This window comes from Agrobacterium sp. ST15.16.024 (assembly GCF_027956545.1).
Classification (GTDB): Bacteria; Pseudomonadota; Alphaproteobacteria; order Rhizobiales; family Rhizobiaceae; genus Agrobacterium; species Agrobacterium cucumeris.
Window position 1 is genome coordinate 1 of sequence record NZ_JAQKGO010000070.1, and the last position, 382, is coordinate 382.

The window sequence follows — 382 nt, forward strand, 5'->3', positions numbered from 1 at the left end:
ATCCTGTGCCCGCCTGAAAGGGCGGTTAGACTCTTTGCCAGGCTAGTCAAATTATCGCATATTCTGCCATTGGCTGAAAATTATGCAAAATGGCATAAAATCAAATGTACTTCTCTCATCGTGCCCGAAAACAGAACAAGGCATGATGTTAATCATAAATGTCGAGGTCATCCTGCGCTACGCTAATGACACACTGACGTTTTTTTAGCCACGTATCATAAAAAGGTACTTCCATGTCGAGTAAGTTAGTACTGGTTCTGAACTGCGGTAGCTCCTCTCTGAAATTTGCTATCCTTGACGCCGTGAACGGCGACGAATATCTGTCCGGTTTAGCGGAATGCTTCCACCTGCCGGAAGCCCGTATCAAATGGAAAATGGACGG

Annotated in this window: 1 pseudogene; it reads left to right on the forward strand. The window is 45.5% G+C overall.

The features are described 5' to 3' along the window. Positions 1-233: 233 nt before the first annotated feature. Positions 234-382: pseudogene (locus PL640_RS25675) on the forward strand (acetate kinase); the annotation flags it as partial.